Source organism: Nocardia sp. CA-290969, from assembly GCF_050936135.1.
In the GTDB taxonomy this organism is placed as follows: Bacteria; Actinomycetota; Actinomycetes; order Mycobacteriales; family Mycobacteriaceae; genus Nocardia.
Genome location: NZ_JBNJNJ010000001.1, coordinates 1,551,409 through 1,572,175 on the forward strand (window position 1 = coordinate 1,551,409; position 20,767 = coordinate 1,572,175).

Sequence of the window (20,767 nt, forward strand, 5' to 3'; positions counted from 1 at the left end):
CTTTCAGGCGGTGGGGACGTTGAGTTCGGTGAGCAGGGCACGCACACGGGTTTCGATCTCGGCGCGGATCGGCCGGATATCGGCGACATCGAGACCCGCCGGATCGGGCAGGTCCCAATCCTCATAGCGGCGGCCGGGATAGACCGGGCAGGCATCGCCGCAGCCCATGGTGATGATGACGTCGGCGGCTTTCAGGATCTCCTCGGTCCACGGCTTCGGATACTCGCCGGTGATGTCGATCCCGATCTCGGCCATGGCCTCGACCGCGGCGGGATTGATTTCGTCGCCTGGTTCGCTGCCCCCGGACCAGGCGATGGCGTGCTCGTCGGCGAGGTGGGTGAACAGCCCGAGTGCCATCTGGGAGCGGCCGGCGTTGTGGGTGCACAGGAACAGCACGGTCGGGGTCCCGGTGTGGGTGAGGCCTTCGACCTTGGCCAGGGCGTGCAGGCGTTGGCGGGCGAACCGCTCGGCCAGCAGGGGAAGGAAGTTGACGATGGTGGCGCGGCCGGCGAACTGTTCGTAGGAGGAGTGCAGGAACCGTTCGATGGTTTCCACACCGAAGGTGCCGTCGAACTCCCGCTGTAACCGGGTCGCAGCCGTTTTCAACGCCACATGCTGGTCGATACTCAAATCCGCACGCAACGCGGTCATGGGGACGGGCGATTCGGTCATATCCGTTGTCCGATACTCGAGAAGGAAGGGTCAGGACTGAACAGCTGGGCTGAGTTCGGTAGCAAGGGCTCGGACGCGGGCGGCGATATCGTCACGGACCAACCGCATCCGCTGGATCCCCTCGATCTCGCGCTCCGAGGGTTCATCGGTCTCCCACCGCAGCAACCGCACACCGTCCGGGGCATCGATCCGAGCTTCGCGGCCCAGGATGACCACGAGGTCGGCGGCAGCGAGGAGTTCGGCATCGACCGGTTTCGGGTATCCGTCCGCGATATCGACTCCGACCTCGCCGAGGGCGGCCACCGATAATGCGTTGAGCTTCGTGCCCGGGTCGGTGCCCGCCGACAGCGCGACGACCCGGCCGCCGGCGGCCTGGTGCATCAGCCCGGCCGCCATCTGCGATTTGCCGCTGTTGCGGACACAGACGAACAGCACCATCGGGGCCGTGGTCATCGCGACCCCACTTCGGTTACCGCCGCGGAAGTGCGGAACCGGTTACGCAGGGCCAGCGACACATACACCAGCGCGACCAGGACGGGGACCTCGATCAGCGGGCCCACGACCCCGGCCAAGGCCTGGCCGGAGGTGGCGCCGTAGGTGGCGATCGCGACCGCGATGGCAAGTTCGAAGTTGTTGCCCGCGGCGGTGAACGCGAGCGTGGTGGTGCGCTCGTACCCGAGGCCCATCATCGCGCCGAGTAGGTAGCCGCCGCCCCACATGATCGCGAAATACGCGAGCAGCGGGACCGCGATGCGGACCACGTCGAGGGGCTGGGAGGTGATGCGGTCGCCTTGCAGCGCGAACAGCAACACGATGGTGAACAGCAGGCCGTAGAGTGCCCACGGCCCGATCCGTGGAATCAGCGTGGATTCGTACCAGTCGCGGCCTTTGGCGCGTTCGCCGAACCTGCGGGTGAGGTATCCGGCCAGTAGTGGGATGCCGAGGAAGATCAGTACCGATTTCGCGATCTGCCACGGTGATGCCTCGATGGTGGTTTGTTCCAGTCCCAGCCATCCGGGCAGGACCGAGAGGTAGAACCAGCCCAGGACTGCGAACGTGATGACCTGGAAGATCGAGTTCAAGGCCACCAGCACGGCGGCGGCTTCGCGGTCCCCGCAGGCGAGGTCGTTCCAGATGATCACCATGGCGATACACCGCGCCAGCCCGACGATGATCAACCCGGTCCGGTACTCCGGGAGGTCGGGCAACAGCAGCCACGCCAGCGCGAACATCAGCGCCGGACCCAGTACCCAGTTCAGCACCAGCGACCCGACCAGCAGGCGGCGATCGCCGGTGACCGTGTCGAGGCGGTCGTAGCGGACCTTGGCCAGTACCGGGTACATCATGATCAGAAGCCCGATCGCGATCGGCAGCGAGATGCCGTCGATCTCCACTGCGGCCAGGCCATCGCCGAGGCCCGGTATCAGCCGGCCCAGCAGCAGGCCGGCGGCCATGGCCACACCGATCCAGACGGGCAGGAATCGGTCCAGTGTGGACAGTTTGCCCACCACACCGGACTCCGTGGTATCGGTGGCGCTCACGCGCTCACCACCGCGGCCTCGCCGCTCTCCAGCAGCAAAGCGTCCGAGACCCGCGCCAACGCCTGCGGGACAACTCGGTAGTACACCCAGGACGCGCGGCGTTCGCTGGTCAGCAGCCCTGCTTCGCGCAGCACTTTCAGATGGTGGGAGATAGTCGGCTGGGTGAGGTCGATGCCCTCGGACAGATCACACACACAGGCCTCCATCCCGGCCCGCGAAGCGATCGAACTCAACAGCCGCAACCGCACCGGATCGGACAGCGCTTTGAACACTGCGGCCAACTCCACCGCGGCCTCCGCCGACAAGGGTTCCCGTACCCGGGAGGCGGGATTACAGGCCTCGACCGGTATCACCGGCAACTGCGGTTTAGACATACATCGATATTGACAGTGATCTATTCCGTAGACAAACCAACACCAGATGAACACCGCCACACGTCGCTCTGGGAATTGTTCACCCATTACGGTTCGCCGATCGAGCGGCCGGCGCCCGCAGCGCAATCCGACGATCTCGGGCCGGCACTGCAATGGATGCAGGGCGACCTCGCCACCTCGGCTCGATCGAAACCCTCCGATATCGCTTCATCCGGCACGTCGGCACACCACCCGCGGCATACTGTTCGAGTTCCGGAAGAACCCGCCCGCATAACCGCCCGGCGCCTCGACGTCTCCGCGCCCCTGCGGTGATGGGTCGGCGGTCAGGTGAAGAGTGGTCCGGCCAAGCCTGCGGTGAGGCCGAGGAGGACGCTGACGCCGAGGATGCGCAGCATGGACCAGTCGAGTTTGAAGGCGAGGACCGCGGCGATCGCGGTGATCGCGAGGGCAATGGGTTGGATGCTGGTGGGGTCGGGGAGTTGGAGGTGCAGCGGGCCGGTGGTGACGGTGTGGGTGCCGGTGAACAGGGTGTGGAGGGTGAAGTAGAGGCCGAGGTTGGCGATGACGCCGACGACGGCCGCGGTGATGCCGGTCAACGCGGACGACAGAGTGTGGTTGTGCCGGAGGCGTTCGACATAAGGGGCGCCGAGCAGGATGAACAGGAAGCAGGGCACGAAGGTGACCCACGTGGTGAGCAGGGAACCGAGAACGCCTGCGACCCAGGGGTCGAGTGTTCCGGGATGGTGGTAGGCGCCGAGGAACGCGACGAATTGGACGACCATGATCAGGGGGCCGGGGGTGGATTCGGCCAGGGCGAGGCCGCGGACCATATCGGTGGGGGAGAGCCACCCGTAGACCTCGACGGCGCGTTGGGCGACGAAGGCCAGCACGGCGTAGGCGCCGCCGAAGGTGACCACCGCGGTGCCGGAGAAGAACACGCCTTGAGCGGTGAGTGTGCTGGTGGTGCCGAGGAATACGGCGGCGGCCGCGACGGGGGCGGCCCAGATGAGCAGTCCGATGCCGAGCACGGTGAGGCTGCGCCGGGTCGAGGGTGACTCGTGGTGCAGTGCGTCATCGGCGATCAGCGGCGCGTTCGCGTCGGCGTCCTCGCCGGAATCGCCGGAGTGTCCCGGTGTGGCAGGGTTCTTGCGTCCGAGTGCCCATCCGGCCGCCGCGGCGGCGGCGATGACGATCGGGAACGGGACCGCGAACAGGGTGAGCGCCGCGAAAGCGGCGACGGCGATCGCGATCAGCCCGGGCCGGGTGAGGGCGCGGCGCCCGACGCGTAGGACGGCTTGGGCGACGATGACCACGACGGCGGGGGCGAGGCCGGCCAGGAGGGCGGTGACCAGGGTGGTGTCCCCGAATCCGACGTAGATCGCCGACAAAGCGAGTAGTGCGAGCATGCCGGGCAGGACGAACAGGGTGCCGGCGATGAGGCCGCCGCGGCGGCCGTTGAGCAGCCAGCCGATGTATATGGCCAGCTGCTGGGCTTCGGGGCCGGGGAGCAGCATGCAGTAGTTGAGGGCGTGCAGGAAACGTTGCTGGCCGATCCAGCGTTTCTCCTCGACCAAGGTGCGCTGCATGACCGCGATCTGGCCGGCCGGGCCGCCGAAGGTCTGCAGGGAGATGAGGAACCACGCCTTGGTCGCGGTGCGTAGCGGGATGAGGTCTGTGGTGGTGTCGCGTAGCACGGGGCGTTCCCCTTCTCCATCCGGATCCATGCCGGAAAATGTAACCGTGGTTGCAGTGTTTCGGAATGTGAGAAAAATTGCAACCACGGTTGCGCTATGGTGGGCGGGGTGGTCGCAGACGAGCGAAAGGGTGAGGGTGTGCGCAGCGCATCGTCCGGGCGGGCGCACGCCGCGGGGCAGTGGGTGCTGCTCTCGTATCGGATGCCGCGCAACCCCTCGACGGCGCGGATCACGGTGTGGCGCAAACTGAAACGCCTGGGTGTGGCCTCGCTCGGGGACGGAGTCGTGGCCTTACCGGCCGATGCACGCACTCGCGAGCAACTGGACTGGATCGCCGAGGAGATCGTCGAAGGCGGCGGGGAAGCGATGGTGTGGCTGGCCCGGCCTGCCGCGCTCGGGCCGGAACGCCGCCTGGCGCAGGAGATGGCCGATGCCCGCACCGTCGAGTACACCGCGGTGATCACCGAAGCCGAACAGGCCGCCGCGCTGGCCGAACCGGAGCGGCTGCGGGCATTACGCCGGCTGCGCGCCGAGCTACGCCGGATCCAGCGCCGCGACTACTTCCCGCCGCCGGAGCGCGCCGCCGCGGTGCGTGCGGTGGCGGCCCTGCACCCCGACCACACCTCCGAGGAGTCCGCATGAAATGGGCCACCCGCGCCGGTATCCACATCGACCGCGCCGCCTGCGCCTGGTTGATCCGCCGCGAAATCGATCCGGCGGCAGAGTTCGTGTTCGTCGCCGACCCGGCCGAGGTGCCCGCGCAAGCCACCCCGTTCGATATGCGCGGAGTCGAACTCGGCCACCACGGCGGGGACTGCAGCTTCGAAACCATTCTGCGCCGCCACGATCTCACCGACCCGGTGCTGTGGCGGATCGCCGAGATCGTGCACGAGGCCGATATCGACGACGAACGCTTCGACGCCCCCGAGGCCCCGGGCCTGGACGCGGTCCTGCGCGGATTGTCGATGATCGGCGACGACACCCACACCCTCACCGTCTCCGGCCCGATCTTCGACGGCCTCTACGAGTACTACCGCCGCGAAACCCTCCTCGGCCGCACCCCGGGCTGACCCTGTTCGGCAGGCCGAGTGAGGTAGCTCGGACGGCCGCAGTGTCGAAGCCGGGTGGCGAGGTCACTGAACGGTGCATCTCGGAGTTGACATCGGTCCTGTCCGGCGGACTATCGTGTGAGCCGATGACTACCGGGACGGCGTTGCGCCACGCACGGATGGGTTACCCGGTGCTCTTCTGAGCGCCGCGCGGGCTGGTGCCGGCCCGCCTGTCGAACGAGGATCCTGCCGTATTGCCCGGGCTCCGCCTTCGTCGTGTTGATCACAGGACATCGATCACGACAGAAGGATCCGACAATGACTGCACTGCACGGTATATCGGCCGACGTACAGACACCCGATGGTGTCGCCGACGCGTATGTCACCTACCCCGACGATGGCGCCGTTCATCCGGGGGTACTGGTGATACAGGATGGGTTCGGGCTACGACCCGGCCTGCGCTCGCTTGCCGATCGTATTGCCGCCCACGGCTACACCGTCCTGCTTCCGAATGCCTATTACCGGCACGGGCGCGCACCGGTGATCGAGTTGCCGGACTTCATCGACCCCGCGGAGCGGCCGGAGATCTTCCGGCAGGTCTTCCCGATGATCCGCGAGCTCACACCGGAGCTCCTGCGTTCCGATATCGGCGCCTACCTCGAGTGGTTTACGGCTCCTCTCTGGTCAAGCCTCGGCCAGCAGAGAGGTACCGGCATCTCGGAGCATGACCCGGTAGACGACGTCGGCGAGCTGGCGTTTCAGGCATCGCAGGGCTTCCTTGTGACCTTTCCCGGCGGCACGTTTGCGCTGGTAATAAGCGCGTCCGACGGTATCGCGTCGGATCTGGGTGATCGCGATGACATGCAGGGCGTAGTTGAGCTGACGGTCGCCGGCGCGGGAGAGCCGGTGTCGGCGAGCGTCTCCGGAGGACACTTCGATCGGAGCGACACCGCCATAGGAGGCGAACGCGGCAGCGGATCGGAAGCGGCGGATGTCGCCGGTGTGCGCGAGGATCTTCGCGGCTACCACGGTGCCGACACCATGGATGGTGGTGAGCTGGGTGCGTGATTCGGTGACGACGGCGTGGAGTGAGTCGGTGGCGTTGTCGATGCGGCGATCGAGCCTGCGAAGTTCGGCGACCAGGTCGACAGCAACCTGGCGGAGAGTCCGGCCGTAGTGTTCACGCGGACGCACCGACCGCAGCAGCTGCGCCGCGGCCTCGGCGGTGAGCCGTTTCGGCAGCCCCGCGGGTACCAGTTGGACCAGCAGGCGGTGCAGTCGGTTGGCGGTCTGGGTGCGGGTGCGGATCAGGTCGTCGCGGTATTCGGTGAGCGTGCGCAGCACCTGGGCGGTCGGGTCGGTGCGCATGGACTGCAGTCCGGTGCTGTTGAGTGCGGCGATGCCGACCGACAGGGCGTCGGCTTCGTCTGTTTTGCGGCCGTGGCCGGTCGAGAGCATTCTGACCCGGTGGGCGAGTTTGGCTGGAACATCGAGGGTTTCGATACCGTCGATGGCCAGCTTCTGCGCCAGGGGCGCCCCGAGCCCACGAGCTCCTTCGATCGCCCAGATCGCGTGGGGCCAGGTTTGGGCGAATCGGCGCAGCTGCCGATAGCCGGTGCGGTTGACCTCGACACGAACAGAACCGAGCGGCCGGCACTGTTGATCGACAACGACTGCCGTCCACGATGCTTTGTGCGGGTCGACAGCGATCACGACCTGATCGGTGGGAATGGTTTTCGGCATGACACCTCCAGGAGGACCTACGAACGAGCGGGGTTCCAACGAGGAGGGCAAACCAACTTCGGGCGGTGCAGACCTCTCTCGAGCCACTCCCTGTCGGCGGCCACGGCCGGGACGCATGCCGTTAGAAAGTCAACCCCGGAGGTGACAGGTGTTTCCCGAGCGAACCCGACCGCAGCCTTGAAGATCATGGCTGCAGACCACGAACTCCGGCCCCAATTCAACAAGTTGGTGTTTCCGCAGGTCGCCGAGGGGAAGGTCGGCCTGACCGGCTACTGCATGGGTGCCCGTCTGGCAGTGCTGGCCGCCGCCATGTTCCCCGAACGAGTTGCGGCGGTGGCCGGATTTCACGGCGGGCCGCTTGTCACCGACACTGCGGACAGTCCGCACCTGGCCGTCGAAAATATCAGCGCGGAACTGTATTTCGCCCACGCCGGCGACGATCACCACATGACCCCGGAACACATTGCCCAGTTCGACAAGGCACTGTCCGATGCCGGCATCCGCTACCGCACCGAGGTCTACGAGGGAGTTCGACACGGCTACACCCAGGCCGACACCTCCGACTATGACCCCGAGGCCGCCGAACGGCACTACCGCGAACTGCTGGCCCTGTTCGATCGCACTCTGCGCCGGTAGCCGAGCAAACCTGCCAGGTTGTCCGCGGCGTGGGATATGCGGTGGCCCGCAGGGCGCGCGGTGAGCAGAATGCGGCCATGCCGACGAATCCGGTGCTGACAAGAGCTCACGCACTCTGGGAAGGGCTGGCCGCGGCGCCGGTTTCGTTCTCCTCGCCTGACACTGTGGATGTGGCGATCTCGCCCCGGGCGATGATCTGCCCGAACGGCTGGGCCGGCTTCATCGTGCTGCAAGGGCGGGCGATCGTTACCGCGCCCAGCGTTTCCGCGTTCGCGGCGATTCGCGATGCCATGCCAGAGTTGTCCGTCGAGGACCTCGTCGACCCCGAAAAACTCGGCTGTTTCCTACCTCTGGCCGAAGTGCTGGGCCCGGCTACGCTGGCCTACCTCGACGAGCACGATTTTCGTGCGACCCCACCGGGTTCGGTGTCGGTCGAGCGGATCTCCGCCGAGCATCCCGATCTACGCCGGCTCGAAGTTCTGGCGGGTGAGGACGATCTGGAGGAAAGCGGGCTCCGCGAGATCACCTCCCCGGCCTTCGCCATCCGGATCCAGGACGATGTGATCGCAGCCGCCGGATATCGGACTTGGCCAAGCCGAACAGCCCACATGAGTGTGCTGACTGCGCCCGGGAGCCGGGGGCGGGGCTTCGCGCGCCTGGCGGGTTCTGCGGCAGTGGCGCACGCTCTGCAAGCAGGATTGCTTCCCCAGTGGCGGGCACGCGCTCCGCAGTCGCAACGGGTCGCGTTCGCCCTGGGCTTTCGTGAACTCGGCGCCCAGCTCAGCGCCAGACTGCGTTGAGTGTTCCGTCGAACAAAGTCCAGGTGTGCAGCGCACCGATGCACGCCAAACCCCGGAAGGCTTCACTGCCACCCGGAATTCGCCTGCGTCGGTGCGCTCTCGAATGTTGGATAGGCGCATGACATTGCCTCGAAAAGGTATTCGCAACATCGTGGTCGATGGCGAAAGGTACCGCTGGGTCGTTTCGGGAATCGACGCGCCCATACGTATGGATCTCATCGTCGAGCGAGCTGGAGGTCGTTCGTCCAGGCTGATCGTCGGGACGGAGGGCCCCGTGGTGATCACGCCGGCGCTGGTTGCCCGGATTGTGACGGCGGCTGTACAGGGCGGCTGGGCTCCGCATGAGCGCGGAAAAGACTTCCGCTGCCACCTCTACGAAGACAGTCTTATCCCGTATCGCCCCTCCGAGCGCGCGGCTGCGGTCCAGGCGCTGCTGCTCGGGTCGCACCCTGTACCGGGGTAGAGGCTTACCGTGGTGTTATGACGATTTCTGCTGGTAGTTCCGGGTGGGCGCCGGATGCGTGCACGCTGCCCACCGCGGAGCGGCCGATCCGGGTCGCCGAGTTCGACCGGTTGTTCGCCGACTCCGCACGCAGCGCCCGCCGGGCGCGCCCGGATCGGTTCGAACTCGTACTCGATCCCGCCGCCGAACCGGACGCGCGAGGGCTGGCGGCGCAGGAGTCGAGCTGTTGTTCGTTCTTCACCTTCGACTTCGACACCACGACCGAGGGCCTGGTGATGGGAGTCGAGGTCCCCGCCACGTATGTCGATGTGCTCGACGCGTTTGCCGACCGCGCCCGTACCGCGATCGATAATGCCCGGTGACCGCGCTACGAACCGGTGAGCTCGCGGCCACGGCCGGGGTGAACGCGCAGTCGCTGCGCTACTACTAGCGCCGCGGACTGCTCGCCGAATGACCGGGCCAAGGCGGTTGAGGTTTTCGGTTCGCTGGTTCGCCTTCTCGGCCCTGGAAGCCGCTGGTGGAGTAACACCGACGGCGACGGCGGCTGGAACCCGATGACACGGCATGTGTTCGACCCGGTAGTGATCGGTGTCGGGGCGGGATCGTTGTCACGATCCTCGTTTTCGACGAGGACTGATCCGTCGAAGGTCGGACACGGAAGCAGTTCGTGCCCGACTTCCCGCGAGCTGTCCGCTGGTCTCATCCTCGAGCGTTACGGCAGGTAACGGTCCACTACCTGCCGGTAACTACCAAAAGAGAATTCCTTCCTGCCTGTGCGGGTCAGGGCTGGCCGAACTCGCCGGACTTGGTGCCGGACAGGAATGCGTCCCATTCGGCAGGCGCAAAGACCAAGACCGGGCCGGTGGGATTCTTGGAGTCGCGAATACCGACCCGTCCGTCGGTCAGGTGCGCGGCTTCTACGCAGTCCTTACCGCCATGGCTGCGGGTGCTCTTGAACCAGTTCGTGGCCGTCTGATCGTTCACGTTCGCCACCTTGCCAGTGCCTCGCGGATCAAGCTCTCGTGCCTGGCCGCTGTGACCCCTCCGGATCAGCTCCGTTATGCGGGAGTTCCGCCGCGCTTCGCGAATGCCAGGAAGGCGTCCCATTCATCGGCGCTGAAGACCAGTGCCGGCCCGGCTGGGTTCTTCGAGTCGCGCACGCCGACCATTCCGGCGCTCAGGTGCGCGGCCTCGACACATTCTTTGCTGCCAGAGCTGCGGCTGCTCTTGAACCACCGTGCACCGGACAGGTCAGCGCTGTTCATCATGCTCCTTCGCTATCTTCAGGACCAAGTCCCTGGTCGCATCCTCGGTCAGCGCCGATTGTCCGATTCGGATGCTGGCATCCTGATATCGGGCGATCTCGTCCGGCCGTTCCAAGTATTGGTCGCTGGTATATCCCTGAACGTACACAACTGGTGGCTCGGACATCCATGCGGTTCGCTGCTCTGGGAACTCCAAGAGGACAAACAATCCCACGTCCAGACCGACATGGGTCGCGCTGAACGGTACGGCTCGGACGGATACATTGGGCAGCTCGCTGGCCTCGGCCAGGTAGCGCAGTTGCTCTGCCATTACCGCGCCTCCGCCGACCCGATGGCGCAGGGCGGCTTCGCTGACCAGAATCTCTACCTTCAGGTTCGGATCTTCGCGAAGGCGGGACTGCCTCCGCGCGGCGATCTCGATTCGCTGCTCGACTTCCAGCGTGGACATCCCTGGATTCGCTACCCAGATCATGGCTCTGCGATAAGGCTGTGTCTGTACCAGCCCGGGAAGCAGTGTTGGCGCATAGCTGAGGAATCGGCTGGCCGCGATCTCGAGTCCGAGATACAGATCGAAATCTTTTGGCACCGCCTCGCGATACGCGTGCCACCACGACTTGTACGACAGTCCACCCAGGAGTTCGAGTAGGACCTCCGTAACTTCCTGGGATGCCTTGTAGATCCGGCACAGCTCACGCACCTGCAAGGCGGAGATCCGGGTGGACTGCCCGGTCTCCAAGCGCCACAGGGTCTGATGTCCGACTCCGATGGCCTGCCGGGCTGTTTGCACGCTGACGCCCGACGTCTCGCGCAGATGTCGTAGCTGCCGCCCGAGCATCCGTCGCGCGAAGGTGCTGTCGGTCTCCCTGTCCGTCATCCCACTCCCCTTTGCGCGGGCCTCCACATCCCGCACTGGAACGCAGTGTGCCTCGTACTGGAATGCGCTGGGAGCGGAAACTGGAATGTTGCGGATTTTCTCAGGAATCTGCTTCTCGGAAGCTTCCAAAATGGTCGCCGCGCTTGTCTACTGATGACGCACCCGGTGCAGGCCACATCCCAGAATCGCTGGGAGACACCAGTTCAACGCCAGGAGCGCCGCGAACTGGTGGTCCATCATCCACAGTTTGGTCGCTGATGCCGTGCTGGACCCTGCGCCGGGTGCTTGCCAAGACTATTCCAGGAGCGGTGGATAACTCATGCCTGTCAGCGGTTTCGAGGGTCATGGTCGGTCGTTCGGTGCGCGTCCGGGACGGCTACCGGAGCGAGTTCGTGGTTCCTCCGGAGTTCCGGACGGACCGTTGGCCGTGTTGCCGTCGATCGAGCGGCTGGAGTGCATTGCCGCTGCCGTGCGCCGCTGGTGCACGGACTCGGGGGGTTCACATGACTATCGATGAACGCCCCAAGGCGGTCGCGCTGGTACGGCGTGACCTCCCGGTTTCCGTCGTCGACTTGCATGCTCTGGCGGAAAGGCACGGCTATAGGCTCGTGTTCACGGTCTTCACCGATTCAGGCCCGAAAGTCACGGCGCTGGCGCTGGCCCGGCACGCGGGGGAGCACGGCGCGCTCGCTGTTGTCGTGCCGGGGTTCGAGCATGTGGACGCGATCCGGCACATGGTCACCGATAACGCCGCGCTCATCACCCCGATGCGGCTGTACCCGCGCGGCCACCGCTGGGCCGGGAATGTGGCCGGCCTGGAGCGGCCGGTGAATGGCTGACCTCGCACTGGTGCAATTGGTGCTCGGTCTGCTCGGACTCACCCTCGCCTTGTGGTGGCCCGAACAAGGACGCTGAAACCGGACGTACCTCGTATCGAGGACGTCCGGTTTTGCGCTGCACGCAGCCATGTCGGCGTGGCCGTTGCCTCGGCGGTAAACGAACCCGGGGAGCGCGCGGGCCCCGGAGTTTGTTGCCGCACCGACTACCGTGCGGGCAACCATCTCACCCCGGACCGCGCGGTCGGGCACATCACGTTCGACGAATTCCTCGGCGGCCGTGAAGGAGGCCGGTGATGTGGGACTATGGCCTGCACTCAAATAATTACGGTACGTACTGTAATGTAATGCTGTGACGATCAGCGGTTGGCCCGATTCCCTCGATGTGGTGCAGGTCAGGTTCGCCCGGCCGACCGATCGCCTCGAAGAGGTGATCCAGTTCTATGTGGACGGGCTCGGTTTGAACGAGCTCTACCGGTTCGAGAACCACGCGGGTTACGACGGTGTGATGCTGGGGCTTCCGGGTACGGACTATCACCTCGAATTCACCACCCACGCCGACGGCAGTCCGGGGGACGCGCCGAGCAACGACAATCTGCTCGTGCTGTATTTCTCCTCGGAAGCCCGCATGTACGAAACGGTGGAGCGGCTGGGGGAGTTCGGGGTCGAACCGGTCGCCACCGAGAATCCGTATTGGGCGGCGAACGGGGCGATCGCGTTTCCGGACCCGGACGGCTGGCAAGTGGTTCTCATGCCGCGGCCGGTGTTCTGATGGCGGGCCGAACCCGCGACGACCGAATCGATACCGCCGTGCTGGCTGCGGCGCGCGCCGTACTCGATGCCGAGGGGTATGCGGGGATGACCATCGGCCGGGTTGCCACCGAATCGGGTATTCATCGCCCGGCGATCTATCGGCGATGGCCGTCCAAGCGTCATCTGGTGGTCGATATCGTCGCCGATCTGCTCGGGCTCGAGCCGACAGCGGATACCGGTGACCTTCGCGCGGATCTGGTGGCGTCCATGCGGGAACTGATTGTGGCAGTCCGTGATACCTCGCTGGGCCGGGTACTGCCCGCGCTGGTGGCCGACCTCGCCGCAGATCCGGAACTCCGTGAACAGTTGTGGTCCCGGGTGTTCGGGCCGCGTCGTGACACGACGGCCCGTGCGCTGGAATCGGCGATCGATCGTGGCGAGATCGACCCGTATATCGATATCGGTTTCGTACTCGACGCGGTGGCCGCGCCGATCTATTTCCGCGCCCTGTTCGGGCATCTGCCGCTGCCGGATTCCCTGGCCGAGCAGTCGGTGGACGCGGTATTGGCGGCTATCAGGCGTAATCGGTAACCCTGCGCCGGGCGGTTCCGCTCGGGCAAGATGGTGGATCGCGTGCGTCCCGCGCCGGCCGAACCGAGGCATTCGATCACACGTCGGGCTTCGGATCGGATTACATCTGTGCAGCTCCTGGGTAACGCAGCTGGTCGGGGGCATCGCGGTCGATAAGATCATCCGCATGCCCTTTCCCCTGTCGGCAACAGCTGGTCGTGCCACTGCGCTGGCCGTGTCGGTGGTAGCTGCCGGTGCCCTCGCCTTCGGCGGAGCCGAAGCGGCCGCCTCGCCGTTCCCGGTCCCGCCGCTGACGGAGACCGCGGCGGCGGGGACCGAGGGGCTCGAACCGCTGCTGGCGCTCGCGTACACGATGGCCGAGGGGGAAGCGCATGCGGCGGGGGTGCCGATGTGGATCAATTCCGGTTATCGCAGCCCGGCCGAACAGCAGGCGATGTGGGAGGACGGGTTGCGGACCTACGGTACGCCGGAGGAAACCCGGCGGTGGGTGCTGCCGCCGGAGGAATCCACGCATGTCACCGGGAAAGCCGTCGATATCGCGCCGCGGGAGGGCGCCGCGTGGCTGGAGGCCAACGGGAACCGCTGGGGGCTCTGCCGCACGTTCGACAACGAGTGGTGGCATTTCGAGCTCGTCACCATTCCCGGCACCGCCTGCCCGGCCCGAATCCCGGATGCCGCGCACCGCTGAGCTCATTGGATGCGACCGCGACAGGCGCTCTACGATCCGATCCGCATCGAGCCGCCGGGCCCGGGCCGCTGATCGCACGGGGGGTATGGGCCCGGCGGGTTCTCAGGCGCTGGACAGGGCGCGGAGTTCGTCCATGTATTCCTGGGTTCGGGGGTCGTCGGGGAAATGCGCGAGCAATTCCCGCCCGACCTCCCCGCCGATACACAGCAGCGACGGCAGCGATCGGCGTTTCGCCTCGAAGGCGGACAACCCGTGCGCGACCGCCTGTTCCAGGTCGCGGGCGCGGGCGGCTACCATCGCCAGCGTGAGATGGGCTTCGGCGACCCGCATGGGGTTGCGGACCGTGCCGTCGAGGGCGGTGGAATCCGCGAGGACGGCGCGGGCGAACCGTTCGGCGCGTGCGTCGTCGCCGACCACCCGGCAGCAGTCCATGGCGTAGAAATCGAACTTCTGCGGGTCCACTACGAAATGGTTCTCCAGGTCCTCGGGATGCCCGAGCCGGTCCAGCAGGGTCCGGCCCTCGGCCAGTGCGGCGTCCACCGCGCTGCGATCGCCGAGCCGCGCCCATGCTTTGGCCCGTTGCGCGGCGAGCTGGATACCGACCCCGATATTCGCGCATTCCGGCGGTACCGCCTCGGCCGCCTGGATGACGCCGCGGTTGTTGCCCTGTGTGAGTGCGAACCAGGCCGCCAGTTCCGAACTCCAGCCGATGATTTCGGGATTCTCCGATTCCAGCCCGAGGGAGCGGGCCGCGCGCCGGGTGGCCTCGGCGCCGCCGCGACGCCCGAGATCGTATTCGAGGCAGCCGAGGAGCAGGGCGACCCAGCCCGCGAGTTCCAGGACCTCTTTGTGTTGCGCCAGTGTCAGCCGGCTGTCGAGCAGGGCCGCGATCCGCCGCAGCCAGCCCGATGCTTCACGGTGCAGTTGGTGCGCATCGGTGGAGGCGTAGTCGCGGCAGAGGCGTTCGGCGGTGATCCGGACGGCGTCGAGGGTGGCGGTCGAAACATCGGACATCCGTAGCCGGCCCATGAATTCGAGCGTGTCCATACCGGTGGCGGTGAGTAGTTCGTCGTCGCGGCTGGGCCGGGCCTTGGGGAAGAATGCCGCCGCGACGGTGTCGAAGGCGGCGGCGATGAGTGGGGCGTAGAAATCGTCGGGGCGGGATTCGCCCGATTCCCAACGCCGCCAGTTACGTAGCAGGGTGCTGTCGGTGGGCAGGTTCTGGGACGATTTGGCGCGCAGCGCGCGTACCGCCTCGGCTTGTGACCACCCACGCGCATCGCGTTCCGAGCGCATCCGGATGGCCCACAGCGGACGATCTTCAGCAGCAGTCACGCCGCCAGTATTGCACCAGCAAACTTTTCGTGGACCCCATAGGGCATGAAGATGTCCCCCGCATGACCTCTTCTGCCACTGTTCACCGTCGGTCATGCTCGAATCGGACCGGCCCCGTACCGGTTCAAGCAACACCCCCGCGAACGGGGGATGAGATCCCGGAGCAGGATATGGTTCTCCGCCTCGTGCGGGGAAGGATTCAGGAGGTTCGGGTGGAAGCGTTGGTATATGGGTATTTACGCGACGATCTGGCCGCGGGCGACGGCGACGATATGGAGGCCGCGCTACGTGAGCTGGCAGATGCCCACGGGCTGTGCTTCGCCGCGACTTTCCACGAATCACATGCCGGTGACGGAACGGCGTTCGCCGAACTGACCCGGGAACTCAAACGAGCGGACGCGCATCACGTGGTGGTGCCCTCGCTCGATCACCTCACCGGCCAGACCATCCCTCGCGAACTGCTCATCGCGAAACTGGCCAACGACGCCGCCGCCCGGATCTGGTCGGTGGCGGGCTGAACCGGCGGCCCGGCGGCTCGGCGTTCCCCCTCAGCGCCCGAAGCCGCCGGGCCCCCGCCGGCGCAGATACTTCTCGAATTCGGCCGCGATGGCGTCGCCGTCGATTTTGGCCATCGCCTCGTTCACATCGAGCGCGGCGTCTCCACGCTCCTCGAGCGAGCGCACGTACTCGGCGATCTCCTCGTCGGCGACGGTCATCTCGTTCACCGTCGATTCCCATTCCTCGGCCTGCTGCGGCAGTTCCCGCAGCGGCACCTCGATATCGAGGACATCTTCCACCCGGTGCAGCAGCGCGATCGTGGCCTTCGGGTTCGGCGGCTGGGAGACGTAATGCGGCACCGCCGCCCAGAACGACACCGCCGGGATCCCCGCCTTCACACACTGGTCCTGCAGCACCCCGGTGATACCGGTGGGCCCCTCGTAGCGGGTCTGCTCCAGGTTGAACCGTTCGGCCGCCTCCTTGCTGTAGGCCGAACCCGTCACCGGCACGGGCCTGGTGTGCGGGGTATCGGCCAGCAGCGCGCCCAGGATGACCACCGTCTCCACGCCGAGCTGATCGATGAGCTCCAGCAGATCCGCGCAGAACCGCCGCCACCGCATATTCGGTTCGATCCCGCGCAGCAGGACCACATCGCGCTCGCTGCCCGGCGGGGAGCACACCGACAGCACCGTCGCCGGCCAGACGATCTCCCGGGTGACGCCTTCCACCTGCCGGACCATCGGCCGGTTCACCTGATAGTCGTAATAGTCCTCGGAATCGAGTTCGGCCAGCGGCCGCGCATCCCAGATCAACTCCAGATGCTCGACCGCGCCGCTCGCGGCGTCACCAGCGTCGTTCCAGCCCTCGAAGGCGGCAACGAGCACCGGGTCACGCAACGTGGGCAGTTCCCGATCCACTGGAGATTCACTCGAGCTCACCCCTGCCAGCCTACGGTGCGGGTCGTGACCGGCGCGCAGTATCTGTACCCAGCGCCTGTCGCGGCCGGTCGTCGGCCCGTTCACCGACGGCCCGGTGTGTGAGGGTGGAGTTCGGCAGGTGTGGCGTGGTCGCCCGGAGCCCCGTGGGTGGGGTCGCCCACGGTTTGCCCTTTTCCCGGCGGACTGTGGCCGGTCGCACAGGTGTGAACTAGGCGAACAGCGCGTCGGTGGCGCCCACTACTCTGGAATCCATGTCTGCCTCCCGCTCCGCCGAGTTCGATACCACCTTGCTCGACACGCTCAGCCGCCGTGTCGTGATCGGCGACGGCGCGATGGGCACGATGTTGCAGGCCGTGGACCTCACCCTCGACGATTTCCGCGGGCTGGAGGGGTGCAACGAGATCCTCAACGACACCCGCCCCGAGGTGCTGCGCGATATCCACCGCGCCTATTTCGAGGCCGGTGCCGACGCGGTGGAGACCAATACGTTCGGCTGCAACCTGCCCAACCTCGGTGACTACGATATCGCCGACCGGATCCGGGATCTGTCGGAGAAGGGCACCCGGCTGGCCCGTGAGGTCGCCGACGAGATGGGGCCCGGCCCCGACGGGGTGCCGCGCTACGTCCTCGGCTCGATGGGCCCCGGAACCAAACTCCCCACTCTCGGGCATGCCCCGTACGCGAGCCTGCGCGACGCCTACACCGAGGCCGCGCTCGGCATGCTCGACGGCGGCGCCGACGCGGTGCTCATCGAAACCTGCCAGGACCTGCTGCAGGTGAAGGCGGCGGTCAACGGCACCCGGCGGGCCATGGAAAAGGCCGGGCGGCGGATCCCGATCATCACCCACGTCACCGTCGAGACCACCGGCACCATGCTGGTCGGCAGCGAGATCGGGGCGGCGCTCACCGCCCTGGAACCGCTCGGTATCGACCTGATCGGGCTCAACTGCGCGACCGGCCCCGAGGAGATGAGCGAACATCTGCGCTACCTCTCCCAGCACGCCCGGGTGCCCGTCTCGGTGATGCCGAACGCCGGCCTGCCGGTCCTCGGCGCGAACGGGGCCGAGTATCCGCTCACCCCGGAGGAGCTGGCTGCCGCGCTACGCGGTTTCGTCGCCGACTACGGCCTGGCCCTGGTCGGCGGCTGCTGCGGCACCACCCCGGAGCACATCCGGCAGGTCGCCGAGGCCGTCCGGGAGGTCGAGCCCACCCTGCCGCCTATCGGCGAACGCCGCTCCCCGCAGCCCGAGCCGAGCATTTCCAGCATGTACACCGCGGTGCCGTTCCAGCAGGACGCCAGCGTGCTGATGATCGGCGAACGCACCAACGCCAACGGGTCGAAGGCCTTCCGCGACGCCATGCTTGCCCAGGACTGGGGCAAATGCCTCGATATCGCCAAGGACCAGACCCGCGACGGCGCTCATATGCTCGACCTCTGCGTCGACTACGTCGGCCGCGACGGCAGCGCCGATATGTCCGAGCTCGCCTCCCGGCTGGCCACCGCCTCCACCCTGCCGATCATGCTCGACTCCACCGAGACCCCGGTGCTGCGCGCCGGGCTCGAGCATCTGGGCGGGCGCTGCGCGGTGAACTCGGTGAACTACGAGGACGGCGACGGCCCGGACTCCCGGTTCCAGCAGACCATGCGGCTGGTGGCCGAACACGGCGCCGCGGTGGTCGCGCTGACCATCGACGAGGAAGGCCAGGCGCGGACCGCGGAGCACAAGGTCGCCATCGCCGAACGGCTGATCGCCGATATCACCGGCAACTGGGGCCTGCAGGTCGGCGATATCATCATCGACACCCTGACCTTCACCCTCGGCACCGGGCAGGAGGAGTCGCGGCGCGACGGCCTGGAAACCATCGAGGCCATTCGCGAGCTGAAGCGCCGCCACCCCGAGGTGCAGACCACCCTGGGCCTGTCGAATATCTCCTTCGGCCTGAACCCCGCCGCGCGGCAGGTGCTGAACTCGGTGTTCATGCACGAATGCGTGCAGGCCGGCCTGGACAGCGCCATCGTGCACGCCTCCAAGATCCTGCCGATGAGCCGGATCCCCGACGAGCAGCGCGAAACGGCCCTCGACCTGGTCTACGACCGGCGCCGCGAGGGGTACGACCCGCTGCAGAAGCTCATGCAGCTCTTCGAAGGGGTGTCGACGGCCGATTCGCGGGCCTCGCGCGCCGACGAACTGGCCGCGCTGCCGCTGTTCGAACGCCTGGAGCGGCGCATCGTCGACGGGGAACGCGCCGGGATGGAAGCCGATCTCGACGAGGCGATGCGCGAAGTGCCGCCGTTGAAGATCATCAACGAGACCCTGCTGTCGGGGATGAAAACCGTCGGCGAACTGTTCGGGTCGGGGCAGATGCAACTGCCGTTCGTGCTGCAGTCGGCCGAGGTGATGAAGGCGGCCGTGGCGCATCTGGAACCGCATATGGAGGCCACCGACGACAGCGGTAAGGGTCGCGTGGTGCTGGCCACCGTCAAGGGCGATGTGCACGATATCGGCAAGAACCTGGTGGACATCATCCTGTCCAACAACGGCTACGAGGTGGTGAACCTCGGGATCAAACAACCCATCGCCAGCATCCTCGACGCCGCGGTCGACAAGAAGGCCGATGTGATCGGGATGTCCGGGCTGCTGGTGAAATCCACCGTGGTGATGAAGGAGAACCTCGAGGAACTCAACACCAGGGGAGTGGCCGACCAGTTCCCGGTGTTGCTCGGCGGCGCCGCGCTCACCCGCTCCTACGTGGAGAACGACCTCACCGAGGTGTACGAGGGCGAGGTGCACTACGCGCGCGACGCCTTCGAAGGGCTCCGGCTGATGGACGAGATCATGGCCGCCAAACGCGGCGCCGGGCTCGATCCGGACAGTCCCGAGGCGGAGGAACGGCGGCGCAAGGCCGCCGAACGCAAAGCCCGCCACGAACGTTCGCGCCGGATCGCCGAACAGCGGCGGGCCGCCGAAACCCCGATCGAGGTGCCCGCACGGTCCGACGTCGCCGCCGAGATCGAGGTGCCGGTGCCGCCGTTCTGGGGTACCCGGGTGGTGAAAGGTCTTCCGGTCCACGAATATTCGGGCCTGCTGGACGAGCGGGCGTTGTTCCTGGGCCAGTGGGGGCTGCGCGGGCAGCGCGGCGGCGAGGGACCGAGCTACGAGGAACTCGTGGAATCCGACGGCCGCCCGCGGTTGCGGGCCTGGCTGGACCGGCTCAGCACCGAGAACGTCCTGCAGCACGCGGCGGTGGTCTACGGGTATTTCCCGGCGGTCTCCGAGGGCGACGACGTCGTGGTGCTCACCGAGCCCGAACCCGATGCGCCGGAGCGGTACCGCTTCACCTTCCCGCGTCAGCAGCGCGACCGGTTCCTGTGCGTGGCCGATTTCATCCGGTCGCGGGAGTATGCGCGAAAAACCGGGCAGGTGGATGTGCTGCCGTTCCAGCTGGTGACCATGGGACAGCCGATCGCCGACTACGCCAACGAGCTCTTCGCCGCCGACAACTACCGCGACTATCTCGAGGTGCACGGAATCGGCGTCCAGCTCACCGAGGCGCTCGCCGAGTACTGGCACCGCCGGATCCGCGAAGAGCTCACCCTCGACGGGCACGCGGTCGCCGAATCCGATCCGGAGGACGTAACCGAGTACTTCAAGCTCGGCTACCGCGGGGCCCGCTATTCGTTCGGATACGGTGCCTGCCCGGATCTCGAGGACCGCGCCAAACTGGTGGACCTGCTCGATGCCGGGCGCCTCGGGGTCACGCTGTCGGAGGAATTGCAGTTGCACCCCGAACAATCCACCGATGCGTTCGTGCTGTTGCATCCGGAGGCGAAATACTTCAACGCTTGAGCGCGTCTCGCCCGGGCGGGGCGGCGCAGCGTCACCACGGACGGTCCGCGCGCAGAGGCGTACCCCCCGGGCGCGTTCGGCCCGGGGGTGGTAGCGCAGCCTGTCCATGGCGGGCTCGCGCTCGGGCGCAATGGACACCACCTGAGCCCGCCGGGTCCGGAAGTGGGCG

Annotated in this window: 24 protein-coding genes and 1 pseudogene; 14 read left to right on the plus strand and 11 right to left on the minus strand. The window is 66.7% G+C overall.

Going from position 1 to position 20,767, the window contains the following annotated elements:
• Positions 1–3: 3 nt before the first annotated feature.
• The 4 genes from ACQEVO_RS07335 to ACQEVO_RS07350 are packed head-to-tail and all read right to left on the minus strand — an operon-like array spanning position 4 to position 2,587.
• On the minus strand, positions 4–672 hold the full coding sequence (locus tag ACQEVO_RS07335) for an arsenate reductase ArsC (RefSeq protein ID WP_432910194.1): 669 nt from the start codon (positions 670–672) through the stop codon (positions 4–6).
• 30 nt (positions 673–702) lie between these two features.
• Positions 703–1,125 carry a low molecular weight phosphatase family protein gene (locus ACQEVO_RS07340; protein ID WP_432910197.1) on the minus strand — a complete coding sequence of 141 codons (423 nt, stop codon included), beginning with the start codon at positions 1,123–1,125 and terminating at the stop codon, positions 703–705.
• Complete coding sequence (gene arsB, locus ACQEVO_RS07345; protein WP_432910200.1) at positions 1,122–2,213, minus strand: ACR3 family arsenite efflux transporter; 1,092 nt, start codon at positions 2,211–2,213, stop codon at positions 1,122–1,124. The genes ACQEVO_RS07340 and arsB overlap by 4 nt, the downstream gene beginning before the upstream one ends.
• Positions 2,210–2,587, minus strand: a complete 378-nt coding sequence (locus ACQEVO_RS07350) for an ArsR/SmtB family transcription factor (RefSeq protein ID WP_432910202.1) — start codon at positions 2,585–2,587, stop codon at positions 2,210–2,212. The genes arsB and ACQEVO_RS07350 overlap by 4 nt, the downstream gene beginning before the upstream one ends.
• Before the next feature lie 9 nt (positions 2,588–2,596).
• Between ACQEVO_RS07350 and ACQEVO_RS07355 the strand changes: the two genes are divergently transcribed.
• A complete protein-coding gene (locus ACQEVO_RS07355) occupies positions 2,597–2,899 on the plus strand; it encodes a hypothetical protein (protein WP_432910204.1) in 303 nt (100 codons plus the stop codon).
• An 11-nt stretch (positions 2,900–2,910) separates the two neighbouring features.
• Here the strand turns inward: ACQEVO_RS07355 and chrA are convergent, their stop codons facing one another.
• Entirely contained in the window at positions 2,911–4,311 is a 1,401-nt protein-coding gene (gene chrA / locus ACQEVO_RS07360; RefSeq protein WP_432910207.1) for a chromate efflux transporter, read from the minus strand.
• A gap of 78 nt (positions 4,312–4,389) precedes the next feature.
• Between chrA and ACQEVO_RS07365 the strand changes: the two genes are divergently transcribed.
• The 3 genes and pseudogenes from ACQEVO_RS07365 to ACQEVO_RS07375 all read left to right on the plus strand — a co-directional run.
• Positions 4,390–4,923: a Chromate resistance protein ChrB gene (locus ACQEVO_RS07365; protein WP_432910210.1), complete on the plus strand. Its 534-nt coding sequence runs from the start codon at positions 4,390–4,392 to the stop codon at positions 4,921–4,923.
• Positions 4,920–5,351 (plus strand): chromate resistance protein ChrB domain-containing protein, encoded by a 432-nt coding sequence (locus ACQEVO_RS07370; protein ID WP_432910211.1) that lies wholly within the window; start codon positions 4,920–4,922, stop codon positions 5,349–5,351. Before ACQEVO_RS07365 ends, ACQEVO_RS07370 begins: the two co-directional genes overlap by 4 nt.
• Positions 5,352–5,648: 297 nt before the next feature.
• A pseudogene (locus tag ACQEVO_RS07375) lies at positions 5,649–5,975 on the plus strand (dienelactone hydrolase family protein); the annotation flags it as partial.
• Positions 5,976–6,014: 39 nt separating this feature from the next.
• Here the strand turns inward: ACQEVO_RS07375 and ACQEVO_RS07380 are convergent.
• Positions 6,015–7,073 (minus strand): IS110 family transposase, encoded by a 1,059-nt coding sequence (locus ACQEVO_RS07380; RefSeq protein WP_432910213.1) that lies wholly within the window; start codon positions 7,071–7,073, stop codon positions 6,015–6,017.
• A 186-nt stretch (positions 7,074–7,259) separates the two neighbouring features.
• Between ACQEVO_RS07380 and ACQEVO_RS07385 the strand changes: the two genes are divergently transcribed.
• The 4 genes from ACQEVO_RS07385 to ACQEVO_RS07400 all read left to right on the plus strand — a co-directional run bounded on the left by ACQEVO_RS07385 (position 7,260) and on the right by ACQEVO_RS07400 (position 9,334).
• A complete protein-coding gene (locus ACQEVO_RS07385) occupies positions 7,260–7,709 on the plus strand; it encodes a dienelactone hydrolase family protein (RefSeq protein WP_432910216.1) in 450 nt (149 codons plus the stop codon).
• 164 nt (positions 7,710–7,873) lie between these two features.
• The gene (locus tag ACQEVO_RS07390) at positions 7,874–8,509 is read left to right on the plus strand and encodes a GNAT family N-acetyltransferase (protein ID WP_432910217.1); all 636 of its coding nucleotides are present in this window, start codon (positions 7,874–7,876) and stop codon (positions 8,507–8,509) included.
• Positions 8,510–8,534: 25 nt separating this feature from the next.
• Positions 8,535–8,972 carry a hypothetical protein gene (locus tag ACQEVO_RS07395; RefSeq protein WP_432910219.1) on the plus strand — a complete coding sequence of 146 codons (438 nt, stop codon included), beginning with the start codon at positions 8,535–8,537 and terminating at the stop codon, positions 8,970–8,972.
• A gap of 17 nt (positions 8,973–8,989) precedes the next feature.
• Entirely contained in the window at positions 8,990–9,334 is a 345-nt protein-coding gene (locus ACQEVO_RS07400; protein WP_432910221.1) for a hypothetical protein, read from the plus strand.
• Between the two features lie 418 nt (positions 9,335–9,752).
• Here the strand turns inward: ACQEVO_RS07400 and ACQEVO_RS07405 are convergent, their stop codons facing one another.
• The 3 genes from ACQEVO_RS07405 to ACQEVO_RS07415 all read right to left on the minus strand — a co-directional run bounded on the left by ACQEVO_RS07405 (position 9,753) and on the right by ACQEVO_RS07415 (position 11,111).
• On the minus strand, positions 9,753–9,956 hold the full coding sequence (locus ACQEVO_RS07405; protein WP_432910222.1) for a DUF397 domain-containing protein: 204 nt from the start codon (positions 9,954–9,956) through the stop codon (positions 9,753–9,755).
• Between the two features lie 74 nt (positions 9,957–10,030).
• Positions 10,031–10,240: a DUF397 domain-containing protein gene (locus ACQEVO_RS07410; RefSeq protein ID WP_432910225.1), complete on the minus strand. Its 210-nt coding sequence runs from the start codon at positions 10,238–10,240 to the stop codon at positions 10,031–10,033.
• Positions 10,224–11,111, minus strand: coding sequence for a helix-turn-helix domain-containing protein (locus ACQEVO_RS07415; protein ID WP_432910227.1), 888 nt, complete (start codon positions 11,109–11,111; stop codon positions 10,224–10,226). Before ACQEVO_RS07415 ends, ACQEVO_RS07410 begins: the two co-directional genes overlap by 17 nt.
• Positions 11,112–11,614: 503 nt before the next feature.
• Between ACQEVO_RS07415 and ACQEVO_RS07420 the strand changes: the two genes are divergently transcribed.
• The 4 genes from ACQEVO_RS07420 to ACQEVO_RS07435 all read left to right on the plus strand — a co-directional run bounded on the left by ACQEVO_RS07420 (position 11,615) and on the right by ACQEVO_RS07435 (position 13,979).
• Positions 11,615–11,950, plus strand: coding sequence for a hypothetical protein (locus ACQEVO_RS07420; protein WP_432910229.1), 336 nt, complete (start codon positions 11,615–11,617; stop codon positions 11,948–11,950).
• 349 nt (positions 11,951–12,299) lie between these two features.
• A complete protein-coding gene (locus ACQEVO_RS07425) occupies positions 12,300–12,719 on the plus strand; it encodes a VOC family protein (protein ID WP_432910232.1) in 420 nt (139 codons plus the stop codon).
• A complete protein-coding gene (locus ACQEVO_RS07430) occupies positions 12,719–13,291 on the plus strand; it encodes a TetR/AcrR family transcriptional regulator (RefSeq protein WP_432910235.1) in 573 nt (190 codons plus the stop codon). Before ACQEVO_RS07425 ends, ACQEVO_RS07430 begins: the two co-directional genes overlap by 1 nt.
• A gap of 166 nt (positions 13,292–13,457) precedes the next feature.
• Positions 13,458–13,979 (plus strand): M15 family metallopeptidase, encoded by a 522-nt coding sequence (locus ACQEVO_RS07435; protein WP_432910237.1) that lies wholly within the window; start codon positions 13,458–13,460, stop codon positions 13,977–13,979.
• Between the two features lie 102 nt (positions 13,980–14,081).
• Here the strand turns inward: ACQEVO_RS07435 and ACQEVO_RS07440 are convergent, their stop codons facing one another.
• Positions 14,082–15,314 (minus strand): XRE family transcriptional regulator, encoded by a 1,233-nt coding sequence (locus ACQEVO_RS07440; protein WP_348536596.1) that lies wholly within the window; start codon positions 15,312–15,314, stop codon positions 14,082–14,084.
• A gap of 212 nt (positions 15,315–15,526) precedes the next feature.
• Here ACQEVO_RS07440 and ACQEVO_RS07445 point away from each other — a divergent pair, with 212 nt between their 5' ends.
• Positions 15,527–15,832: a hypothetical protein gene (locus ACQEVO_RS07445; RefSeq protein ID WP_280397236.1), complete on the plus strand. Its 306-nt coding sequence runs from the start codon at positions 15,527–15,529 to the stop codon at positions 15,830–15,832.
• A 30-nt stretch (positions 15,833–15,862) separates the two neighbouring features.
• Here the strand turns inward: ACQEVO_RS07445 and ACQEVO_RS07450 are convergent, their stop codons facing one another.
• Positions 15,863–16,750 (minus strand): PAC2 family protein, encoded by an 888-nt coding sequence (locus tag ACQEVO_RS07450; protein WP_432910240.1) that lies wholly within the window; start codon positions 16,748–16,750, stop codon positions 15,863–15,865.
• Between the two features lie 251 nt (positions 16,751–17,001).
• Between ACQEVO_RS07450 and metH the strand changes: the two genes are divergently transcribed.
• Positions 17,002–20,598 (plus strand): methionine synthase, encoded by a 3,597-nt coding sequence (gene metH / locus ACQEVO_RS07455; RefSeq protein WP_432910242.1) that lies wholly within the window; start codon positions 17,002–17,004, stop codon positions 20,596–20,598.
• Positions 20,599–20,767 lie beyond the last annotated feature (169 nt).

Coding starts and splice junctions, on each gene's coding strand:
- ACQEVO_RS07335 (WP_432910194.1), bottom strand. CDS start 672: ATGACCGAATCGCCCGTCCCCATGACCGCGTTGCGTGCGGATTTGAGT.
- ACQEVO_RS07340 (WP_432910197.1), bottom strand. CDS start 1,125: ATGACCACGGCCCCGATGGTGCTGTTCGTCTGTGTCCGCAACAGCGGC.
- ACQEVO_RS07350 (WP_432910202.1), bottom strand. CDS start 2,587: ATGTCTAAACCGCAGTTGCCGGTGATACCGGTCGAGGCCTGTAATCCC.
- chrA (WP_432910207.1), bottom strand. CDS start 4,311: ATGGATCCGGATGGAGAAGGGGAACGCCCCGTGCTACGCGACACCACC.
- ACQEVO_RS07370 (WP_432910211.1), top strand. CDS start 4,920: ATGAAATGGGCCACCCGCGCCGGTATCCACATCGACCGCGCCGCCTGC.
- ACQEVO_RS07380 (WP_432910213.1), bottom strand. CDS start 7,073: ATGCCGAAAACCATTCCCACCGATCAGGTCGTGATCGCTGTCGACCCG.
- ACQEVO_RS07385 (WP_432910216.1), top strand. CDS start 7,260: ATGGCTGCAGACCACGAACTCCGGCCCCAATTCAACAAGTTGGTGTTT.
- ACQEVO_RS07400 (WP_432910221.1), top strand. CDS start 8,990: ATGACGATTTCTGCTGGTAGTTCCGGGTGGGCGCCGGATGCGTGCACG.
- ACQEVO_RS07410 (WP_432910225.1), bottom strand. CDS start 10,240: ATGATGAACAGCGCTGACCTGTCCGGTGCACGGTGGTTCAAGAGCAGC.
- ACQEVO_RS07415 (WP_432910227.1), bottom strand. CDS start 11,111: ATGACGGACAGGGAGACCGACAGCACCTTCGCGCGACGGATGCTCGGG.
- ACQEVO_RS07420 (WP_432910229.1), top strand. CDS start 11,615: ATGACTATCGATGAACGCCCCAAGGCGGTCGCGCTGGTACGGCGTGAC.
- ACQEVO_RS07430 (WP_432910235.1), top strand. CDS start 12,719: ATGGCGGGCCGAACCCGCGACGACCGAATCGATACCGCCGTGCTGGCT.
- ACQEVO_RS07435 (WP_432910237.1), top strand. CDS start 13,458: ATGCCCTTTCCCCTGTCGGCAACAGCTGGTCGTGCCACTGCGCTGGCC.
- metH (WP_432910242.1), top strand. CDS start 17,002: ATGTCTGCCTCCCGCTCCGCCGAGTTCGATACCACCTTGCTCGACACG.